Source organism: Bacillus cereus group sp. BfR-BA-01381 (assembly GCF_022663555.1).
In the GTDB taxonomy this organism is placed as follows: domain Bacteria; phylum Bacillota; class Bacilli; order Bacillales; family Bacillaceae_G; genus Bacillus_A; species Bacillus_A pacificus.
In genome coordinates, this window is the sequence record NZ_JAKUFR010000137.1 from 1 (window position 1) to 8,532 (window position 8,532).

An 8,532-nucleotide genomic window follows, 5' to 3' on the forward strand; every position below is an offset into this window, starting at 1 on the left:
TCTGTTAGTTTTTTACTATGAATAGCATATGCTGATCTATAATTTGATTCCAACACCTTTTGTTGTGTTTCTGCCTTACGCGCCTCTGCTTCTGCTTTCTGTTTCTCTTCTTCTATTTTCTTCTTTTCTTCCTCTTCTTTTTTACGTTGCTCTGCTTCTGCTTTTTTCTTTTCCGACTCTTCCTTCTTGCGTTGCTCTGCTTCTGCTTTCAACCTATCTGCTTCTTCTTTTTGTTTCATTTTCTTTTCTTCTTCTGCTAATTGCTTCTCTTTTTCTTTCCTCGCCTTTTCAGGATTTTTTTCTTCTTCTACTTTTTCTGCTTTCTGTTGTTCTTCTTTTTTAGCCGCTAACCGTTTCTTTTCTTCAGCTTTTTTATCCATCTCAGCTTGTTGTTCTGCAGTTATTGGATAAAAAATATGACTTAATGTTAAAGAAACGATAAACACAGATAAACATGAACCAAAAATAATAGCAAATTTTTTCAAGCGCGAACGATAGTTCTTTATAATTAACGTTCCTAACATCGCAATGAAAAATAAGATAGCTCCAATTAAAGCAATCATTCCAATAAACATTAACAAAGTATCCACTATAAAAATGTACTCCTCTACTATGTATTTCGTAAGATCCATTCTAGTTATCTATACATGTTTTTGACTATTTAAACGAGTTTCTTATAGAATCTTACATTTTCAACATTTGTCAGTATAACAATTATGCAATCATAAAAAAAGGGTTTTCCTTACTTATTAATACTTCAACTAATTCTGTAATTTCTGATCGCAGGATACTTTCTAACAAAAAGAGATCCCCTCAAAAAAGCTGGACGTACCAACTCTTCCAAGGAAATCTCTTCTACTTATTCTTAAACTTCTCAGTCGCTGCTCTCATCTTCACATTCAAATCGTGATCAATCGAGTCACGAATATCTCGCTCTACTTCTTCCATTTCTTTTTGGAAATTTTGCAAGTAGATTTTTAACTCTTCTTCTTTTTCTGGTCGTTGTGAAGGTGGTAATTGTACGACTAACGATAGCATCGCCGTTAAATCTTTCATTAAGAACGTTTCAAGTTTATGTTGCTGTTCAAACATACGCTGCTCTTGATAATATGGCAAAGCATTTAATACTGAAATTGTAATATCATCAACCGTTCGTTGTAATGAAGGATTTATTGAGCGTTTATATGCTTGAATTGTATTTAATGCATCTGGATATCGATCATAAAAATACAATTTATAAAACGATAAGTCTGTCGGCTTTACTGTTTGCTGCGTTTCTTGTCTTAAAAAATCTTTTATTTTCATCGCCGCTACATCAATATCTTCATTTGTAAGTTTTTTCGTTGTTTTTGCCATTACATGTACTTTTTTCTGTTTTTCTTTCGGTAACATTGAGAATACTTGCTCTCTCGTACGTTGACCCGATGCACAGAAAAGCGTGTTTAATATATGTTGTTCTTTCTTTCCTTCCGTACGAATCCAGCGATAAAAGAGTGGATGTTGTGTAAATTCTTGTAGAAACGGTAATGATTTATTCGATAACTTATCTAAAGAATCGTGTGCTCTTTTATATGGCTTCGTCCACGAAAAATACAGTTTTCGTCCGAAATATACAACTAATACAACGACAGTAAATGCGATTAAAAGTAATGTACCTAACAGTACTAGTACTGTTTGAATGAAACTCATTTTTTCACCTCCTCTAAAAGTCTGCTATTTCCTTGGACGCTGAATAAGTTTCTGCTTCATCTCATCGTTAAATGTGTCTAGTTCAATAACAAACTTCTTACTTGACTCGATAATACGTTCTGATGATTTCTCAGAAGCTTCAATCGCAGCGAATACGTTTTGGAATGATTCACGTAATTTATCCATGCTAATTGCAGGATTTTCAAGAAGTTTCGTTGTTTCTTCTGTATTTTGTTTTAATGCCTGAGAATTACTTAATACCATAGACTCAATTGCTTCATTTGTTGCATTCACTGCATCAATTGTTTTACGTTGATTTGTTAATGCTAACTGGATAGCAGCAGAAACTGTTACAACGTTTTGTGTCATCGTAATTGCATTACGAATTGCCTCTGTTAACTTTTCATTATTTTTCTTAATAATGTCTACTGATGCGATAGATTGTAATAACACACTTTTCGCTTGCTGCATATTGCGCGTACGCACTAAAATCTTTTCTAATGCATCATTAATTAATGGAATATCCCTTTGACGTTCTGGATTTTGTTTCTCAGCTTCCAGCATGCCAGCAAGTTTTTTCCCTAAGTATACTTGCTTATCAAGCGCGTGAATTTTATCGTGTGATTGCTCTTTAAGCATTTCAAGACCAACTGTATCTTCTTGTAAATTATCACGACCAATTAGAAGTGATCTTATAATCTCCTCAATTTGCTTATCTATAGATTGATATTTATGCACGTATGTTTCAAGTGGATTTTTCTTGAATACTTTAAACATAATTTTCTTCATACCACTTGCTTTTAGTGAATTGGGATCAAGCTCTGATACTACTTTGCGTAATTCTAACAATGTATTTGGAATTTCTTCATTCTTTCCATTCATCATCGCTGTAACAGGACGTTTTAATGCTGATAGCGTTTGTCCTGCTGCTTGCTGTTCTTTATCCCCTAAATCTCCTAGCTGAGACAATACTTTCGATAAATCTGTATTTTGCTCGCTATTCAACTTTTGTACATAAAGATCAGCTTCTTTGTTTAATTCATCAAGTTCTTCATCTTTTATAACTGTATCAACTACTACTTCTACATTATTATCTTTCACAATTGATACGGGTTCTTTTTTCTCGAGTTCAGTCAACAAAATCGCTCCTTTATTTATATGTGCGAATTTATGTGCACTATATTTCATCTAATATATTGTATTTCATTTGCAAACAGCCTATATGAAATCAATTTTCAAGAAATACCTGCTTATGCAGTCATTCCCTGTTTCTTACTATAAGTATACCTGTAAACAACATAATTTTCCTCAGACTTAAGACCTAGAGACCGACATGCTGAAGGCGGATTCTTCGTATGTTACGTATATAAATTACGTCCTTCCCATACTACTGCACTCAATCTTTTGACATACACGCTTTTTCAATGTGATAATTATATTACGCTACAGTCTATTTCTTCTTACGCGCTACAAATGCACCATTTTGAAATGCCAATAATACTGTTTCAAACATTTCATCTTCTTCAATCATTTTTATAAACTCAACTAATTCACTCGCATGAGAAGTAGCATTATCGACAACAAGAAGACCTTTTGGTTGTAAAATGCGTTTTATATGCTCCAGCCACCACATGTATTGCGTACGCTCTGAATCTAGGAAAATAAAATCAAATGAATGATCTAGTTGTGAATCTAAAAATGCTCCTGCTTCTTGATTGTGAACATCAATCCTTTGTAAAAGATTTGCCTTTTCAAAATTGGCAAGTGCCTCTCCCACTCGTTCTGAAGAAAGTTCTACAGTTGTTACATTTCCATTAGTTTCTTCTACCGCATTAGCTAACCACAATGTAGAATAACCATTAGAAGTTCCAATTTCCAAAATGTTTTTTGCACTACACCCTTTTACTAAAATTGATAAAAATTGCCCCATCTCACGAGAAATATTCCGTAATTTTTCTTCCCGTGTTTTTTTATTTCGATCATGCTCTTCTCCATATTGTTCAAGTTGAAATAATAATGAATCTAACGTATCCATTCTTTTCATCGCCTTTCCAAAGCAATATGATGAAAAAGCTCTCGTTGCCCGTCTACTTTCATTATATGCGAAACGAAAACCTTTTTCTCGTTATATGATAAAGATTTGAAATTTTTTATAGCATATTGTTTCGTTTTTTGGTAAAGTTAATTTCTACGTGCAATTATTCCATTCATACTATTTTTAATTCAATTGCAGTTGTTAAATCATATAAACCTCATTTAAATGAATCGGTATTTCAAATTCAATTAAGCGCCCTTTCCGGACGCATTTTCTTTTGTTTATATATTTTTAGAAGAAAGGATGCTTATAATGAACGTGATTAGCTTAGATGCCGCTCGAAAGCGAAAGCAGCATAAAAAATTAATGATTACTATACCGATTATTTCACGTATTTATGAAGAAGACGGGGAAATTAAATTTGAGGTAGCCGGCGAAAAAGACGTACCTCTTGAAATGTTAGAAAAATAATAAAAAACGCATTTCTTCAGAAATGCGTTTTTTATATTTTTACATTTAAATGCTAAATGCATAAGTTTCTCAAGATTAACCACCATATAAAGTGAAACTGTAATCAGTGGGTGTTTTCTTCATCCCCCACTGATTATTAGTTGAACCAATCGGACTTTAATGGGCAGCCCGCCCCCCACCTAACTTCTTTGCTTTCGCTGAATTTTGAAGTGGGGGTCTTACTGCCCATTAAAGTCGGATAAAATAATGAATGATACAATTGTGAATAACAATTTATTAACTACAAATACAATTGCGTTCCAAAATCTAGTATCGTATGAACTATTTGAAAATACCATAACGGCTTATACTTCAGATTTACAACCTATTTATTTACCAGATGGTGCTACAATTATTGATTTTACTTTCTCTGCATTTCCAAACATTACACATAACATGAAAAAAGCAAAATAAATGTTATACCTGTTCCACTTAAAACAAAGGTATCTCATTTTGACATCATAGAAATCCATTTTGGTCTAAAACAAAACTTGGCATTAGAGTGACTCAATTATGCCAATACCGCTAAACCACAATTAATTATTCAGCAAAAACTATCTTAAATAACCCATATTTCGTGTGGGATAGGCAAATTTATTATGATACCAACAACTGCACATAACAAACACTAGACACATATCCTAATTTTGTAACCTTACTTACTAATAGAAAGGCAGGTAATACAATTGACTTCCAATATCGATTACACTTCCCCCTCAACCAACTTCACTCATGATTTAAATAGAAGTAATTTTTTTCAGAAAGATGCTCAAAATTATATAAACGTACTTGGCGTGAAACAATTAAATACGTTAGAAAACACTTCTTTATTAGATATCTATTTAAGTACAGGAAATGTTGTAGAGCCTCACATACATCAAAATGCAGCTGAACTTGTTTACTGCATTTCAGGCTCTGCGGTTGTTTCTTTACTTAATCCTTTTACAAATCAAATATTAAACTTACCAATAAAACCGGGGCAAGTTGCCAACATTCCACAAGCGTGGTGGCATTACGAAATTGCTACAGCAGATAACACTCATTTATTAGCTATTTTTGACGCCCCAACCCCAGAAGTTATTTTTGGTTCTGATATTTTAAGATTAACCCCCGCTAATATAATGGCTCATACTTACTGTCTCAATGAACAACAATGGAAACAAGCGGTATCCCCTATTCAATCCACTACAGTAATTGGCCCTCCAGCAAATTGTAATCAGAACCGCGGAACGATACCCCCTGCAACTCATCCTCCTAATCCACAACAAAATTTATATTACCAAGATTCATATTATTTTCCTCTTTACTGGGGATATTAATTTATATTATGAAAGGACAATTATTTATCTCCTCGGAAAATACGTAGGAGATTTTTTTATTGTATACCCATTCCTATTTATTATCGTAACAATTAATAGAATAGCTACATATAATAGTTATATATTTAATTGGAGGTGATAGTACTATGAGTAATTATAACTACCGAAAAAACTACTCTCATAATAAAAATAGTAGTTCATCAGCATCCTCTCAATCCTCAAATTCTCAATCTTCCAATTCCCAATCACAAAGAGACTTAGCCGAGCAAGGCTATGTAAAGAAAAAAGGATGTAACTGTAATAAAAACAAATAGTTTATTTGGACAATGAAATTTCATCACTCACAATAAACTGTTTACTCCCCTAGTATATAGTTTATTGAAAGGCTGAATTCTATTTTTAATAGAGTTCAGCCTTTATTATGTATGTGGAATATTGCAAGCTCATTAACTTATTTCATAAATTACAAATCATATTTTTCCAATTAATTTATTACCTATTCCCCGCAAAAATATGGCCCTCCCTAATAAAATTAGGAAGGGCCATATACAAGTGTCCGTTCACATTTCAAACAGACATTGTTACAAGTTAGACGATATTAATACCTGCACTTACAAATCCAGCTACTGCTGCTATTGGACTTGCTGCTGTTAAGGAAACATATACTAATATTTTATCCCCAGCTGCTACTGGAATAGCTTCAGGTATGATCCCTGATGCTGTAGAACCAATTGCTATCGCAGCAAATGCTGGTGTTAATAATAGTGGTGCGCCTTGTACTGTAAACGTATTACTTGCAGCAGGTGCAGTTAATATTTGTATCTGTACTTGAACAGGTGATAAAGGAGATAATGCAGCTGTTGCACTAAAGAAACCTGCTAATGACGTAATAGTTCCTGCGCGTGGTGCTACAAATGCATAATCACCTAGGCCTAACGCTAATGTGATACTAGTTCCACCCGTTAAAGCTACACCAGGCTGACTAAATCCAAATCCAAGAAGAGTTCCTGTATTTGCTACTAATGCGTTAACTAACGCAGCTGGTGTTGTACCTGAAGCAAACGGAATAATAGCTCCACCACCAGTTGCTCCTGTTGCTCCTGTCAAACCTGTTGCTCCTGTCGCTCCTGTTGGGCCTGTTGCTCCTGTTGGACCTGTTGCTCCTGTCGCTCCTGTTGGGCCTGTTGCACCAGTTACACCAGTTACACCTGTTGCTCCCGTTGGGCCTGTTGCACCAGTTACACCTGTTGCTCCTGTTAGACCTGTTGCGCCACCAGTACCTGCTGGACCTGTCGCTCCTGTTGGGCCTGTTGGGCCTGTTGGACCTGTCGGACCTGTCGCTCCTGTTGGACCTGTTGCTCCTCCTCCTGGACCTGTTGGACCTGTTGGACCTGTTGCTCCTCCTCCTGGACCTGTTGGACCTGTTGGACCTGTTGGGCCGCCTCCTGGAGTAGCACCAATTAATTGAGTTAATAAGTTTAATAAAAGTTGTAAACTTGCAGGGTCAATAATTAATGAGAAGAAGAATGGTGCAAGAGCACTGAAGAATTGTTGTAATAAAGAAAGTAATTGACCTAAATTTGGATTAGGAGATTGTAGTAAGTTAATAATACTTTGAATTAATTGTTTTAAGAAATTTCCTTCTGGAGAAGGTGCTAATTCATTTAGTAAGTTCAATAGCTGAGTAAACAAATTGAGTAAAGCTAATCTGTTTGCATCACTTGGATTTGCAAAAAACGCTGCAATTGCCGAAATTAAAGAGTTTAATAAAGTAATTAATCTACCTAATTGCTCACTAGTAATTGGAACTGTTTGTGGATTGTTACAACATTCTGGAGTGAACACAATCGGATTATTGCAGTTATTATGACCAAAACAATTATTATGTGACATTTATTTCCTCCTTACTTATTTTATATTTGAGTGTCTTCCTATTATAAGAGCTATACAATTGTGCATAGGTTTAATTCACTTAAAATAGGAAACATGAATGATAATTAAACTTTAAAACGTTATTTAATTATGTTCATGACTCACATATTAATTATATGTTTTTAATAATTGACTGCTTAGATTAAACACCTAAACTTAAGAGTTTATTTTATTTTTCCACGTTTATCTCTTAGATTCAAAAGCACATTTTAACTTGAGTATAAAAACTAAACATTGGCATATAACCACCAATTAACAACAATACCTTTACTAAAATTGTGTTCCTTCTATTATCATGAAGCCGTTTCTATTATCAAAAACTTTCATACAATATATTGGACAAGTTATCCCATACTTTGTTCAAAAAATAATTTAGGGAGTGAAAATTAATTGCCAATTATTCAACCATTTATGGCATCCAGAAGATTCACATCTACACTAGGAGCTGGAACCGGAACTGGTGCAGCTTTTGCAATTGCTGCTACAGCTTGTTTAAACGATGCTGGTACTACTGCAACTGCTTTTCCGACTTTTACGTATTATAACTTATATGTAAACGGCATTCTTCAACCTAGTGTGAACTCCAGTGTTACTACTGGACCTACTGGTGCTATTACAATTCCTGGCGGAGATGCATTAGACGGCGGAATTCCAATTACAATCGAATTTATCGTCACTTAGTTTTAACTACTTTAATGTAGAGCAAAAAGACAGATCCTTTTTATTTAAGAATCTGTCTTTTTTAATTAATAATGATAAATTGTAAAATAATTGAAGAACCTTGTGATGGTGGTTGATTATCTAATAAAGTTAGCTGACCAGTACTAACCTGATATAATGGTTGTGGTTGAAGTATTCCATTAATAAACAGATTAATGTACGAAACCTCATCAGGAGATAATATGTGAGTTGTACCATATTGAGCTAGCCCATCTGAATCTGTATATATAAGTTTTTCTCCATCTGAAAAAGTGTAAAATAATAAATTAGTTGTTGTTATGGGGCCAATAACTCCAGTTGGACCTGTTGCTCCTGTTACTCCTGTTG

8 protein-coding genes and 2 pseudogenes are annotated in these 8,532 nt (G+C 34.3%); 4 read left to right on the plus strand and 6 right to left on the minus strand.

All coding sequences use genetic code 11. The features are described from left to right. The 4 genes and pseudogenes from MR079_RS26640 to MR079_RS26655 form a co-directional block, all read right to left on the minus strand. Positions 1-590: pseudogene (locus MR079_RS26640) on the minus strand (hypothetical protein); the annotation flags it as partial. A gap of 265 nt (positions 591-855) precedes the next feature. Continuing rightward, a complete protein-coding gene (locus MR079_RS26645; RefSeq protein WP_242294941.1) occupies positions 856-1,689 on the minus strand; it encodes a DUF3974 domain-containing protein in 834 nt (277 codons plus the stop codon). A 24-nt stretch (positions 1,690-1,713) separates the two neighbouring features. Continuing rightward, positions 1,714-2,826 carry a toxic anion resistance protein gene (locus MR079_RS26650; RefSeq protein ID WP_000137402.1) on the minus strand — a complete coding sequence of 371 codons (1,113 nt, stop codon included), beginning with the start codon at positions 2,824-2,826 and terminating at the stop codon, positions 1,714-1,716. 313 nt (positions 2,827-3,139) lie between these two features. Further along, positions 3,140-3,733, minus strand: a complete 594-nt coding sequence (locus tag MR079_RS26655) for an O-methyltransferase (protein WP_029141122.1) — start codon at positions 3,731-3,733, stop codon at positions 3,140-3,142. 303 nt (positions 3,734-4,036) lie between these two features. On the opposite strand from MR079_RS26655, the gene MR079_RS26660 reads away from it, so the two are divergent. The 3 genes and pseudogenes from MR079_RS26660 to MR079_RS26670 all read left to right on the plus strand — a co-directional run bounded on the left by MR079_RS26660 (position 4,037) and on the right by MR079_RS26670 (position 5,553). Continuing rightward, on the plus strand, positions 4,037-4,195 hold the full coding sequence (locus tag MR079_RS26660; RefSeq protein WP_001100983.1) for a hypothetical protein: 159 nt from the start codon (positions 4,037-4,039) through the stop codon (positions 4,193-4,195). Between the two features lie 234 nt (positions 4,196-4,429). Further along, a pseudogene (locus MR079_RS26665) lies at positions 4,430-4,740 on the plus strand (ubiquitin family protein); the annotation flags it as partial. Positions 4,741-4,920: 180 nt separating this feature from the next. Then, the gene (locus tag MR079_RS26670) at positions 4,921-5,553 is read left to right on the plus strand and encodes a cupin domain-containing protein (RefSeq protein WP_242294942.1); all 633 of its coding nucleotides are present in this window, start codon (positions 4,921-4,923) and stop codon (positions 5,551-5,553) included. Between the two features lie 588 nt (positions 5,554-6,141). Here MR079_RS26670 and MR079_RS26675 read toward each other — a convergent pair. Beyond that, positions 6,142-7,446 (minus strand): exosporium glycoprotein BclB-related protein, encoded by a 1,305-nt coding sequence (locus tag MR079_RS26675; RefSeq protein WP_242294943.1) that lies wholly within the window; start codon positions 7,444-7,446, stop codon positions 6,142-6,144. 429 nt (positions 7,447-7,875) lie between these two features. On the opposite strand from MR079_RS26675, the gene MR079_RS26680 reads away from it, so the two are divergent. Continuing rightward, positions 7,876-8,166 (plus strand): DUF4183 domain-containing protein, encoded by a 291-nt coding sequence (locus MR079_RS26680; protein ID WP_001121647.1) that lies wholly within the window; start codon positions 7,876-7,878, stop codon positions 8,164-8,166. Positions 8,167-8,227: 61 nt separating this feature from the next. On the opposite strand, the gene MR079_RS26685 is transcribed toward MR079_RS26680, so the two are convergent. Beyond that, a partial coding sequence (locus MR079_RS26685; protein ID WP_242294944.1) for a DUF4183 domain-containing protein occupies positions 8,228-8,532 on the minus strand: 305 nt, incomplete at its 5' end.

Excerpts from the sequence above, each read along its gene's own strand:
- MR079_RS26675 (WP_242294943.1), bottom strand. The coding sequence starts at position 7,446 with ATGTCACATAATAATTGTTTTGGTCATAATAACTGCAATAATCCGATT.
- MR079_RS26645 (WP_242294941.1), bottom strand. The coding sequence starts at position 1,689 with ATGAGTTTCATTCAAACAGTACTAGTACTGTTAGGTACATTACTTTTA.
- MR079_RS26655 (WP_029141122.1), bottom strand. The coding sequence starts at position 3,733 with ATGAAAAGAATGGATACGTTAGATTCATTATTATTTCAACTTGAACAA.
- MR079_RS26660 (WP_001100983.1), top strand. The coding sequence starts at position 4,037 with ATGAACGTGATTAGCTTAGATGCCGCTCGAAAGCGAAAGCAGCATAAA.